At 43.1% G+C, this 605-nt stretch carries 1 protein-coding gene; it reads left to right on the top strand.

Annotated features, from left to right (window positions below; translation table 11 throughout):
• The first annotated feature begins 216 nt into the window (after nt 1–216).
• Nucleotides 217–450 (top strand): hypothetical protein, encoded by a 234-nt coding sequence (locus tag E1176_RS00310; RefSeq protein ID WP_246205894.1) that lies wholly within the window; start codon nt 217–219, stop codon nt 448–450.
• Nucleotides 451–605 lie beyond the last annotated feature (155 nt).

The following is a 605-nucleotide window of genomic DNA, read 5'->3' as shown; positions in this document are numbered from 1 at the left end:
TGAGCGCAGCGAAGCAACTTACTAAGTGATCTACTCACAGCTCAAGGCTAGAAGCTCACAGCTTCAGGCTCAGAGCCAATTGCCCATTATTAATTGCCCATTGCTCATTGTTAAATGACAAAAGCTCACTGCTTAAAGCTAGTGCTCTTTGTGCCTTGCCAATTGAAAATTATTAACTAATTTGATCTTTCATTCAAATCCTAAATAAACAGAACAATGAAACTGAGAAACATGAGAAAATATGCCTTATCTTTTGCACTACTTTTCTTTTTGGCCTTTTCTGGCGCTCTGATCTCTTGTGGAGGACAAGGAGCTAAAGAGGCAGATGAGAAAGCAGATACAGAACACCCGGCTGAAGAAGCTGGCGAAGAGCATCCAACTGAAGGTGGAGACGAACACCCATCTGAGCACCCGTCAGAAGATGAGTCAGATACAACCAACATGGAGTAATCTTTCTTCATTCAAGATTTGCAAGCCGGACTTAAAAGAGCCGGCTTTTTTTATGGGCTGTAATATCACCAACAGGCTTCGAGCACCTCAGCCTGACACAGAGCTAAAAGCTTACAGCTCAAAATAGACTCTTCGGACTCCTAAGGTCGTCCTCT

Origin of the sequence: Fulvivirga aurantia, assembly GCF_009711475.1 — a bacterium.
In the GTDB taxonomy this organism is placed as follows: domain Bacteria; phylum Bacteroidota; class Bacteroidia; order Cytophagales; family Cyclobacteriaceae; genus Fulvivirga; species Fulvivirga aurantia.
This window is presented reverse-complemented; position numbering and strand designations above follow the sequence as displayed.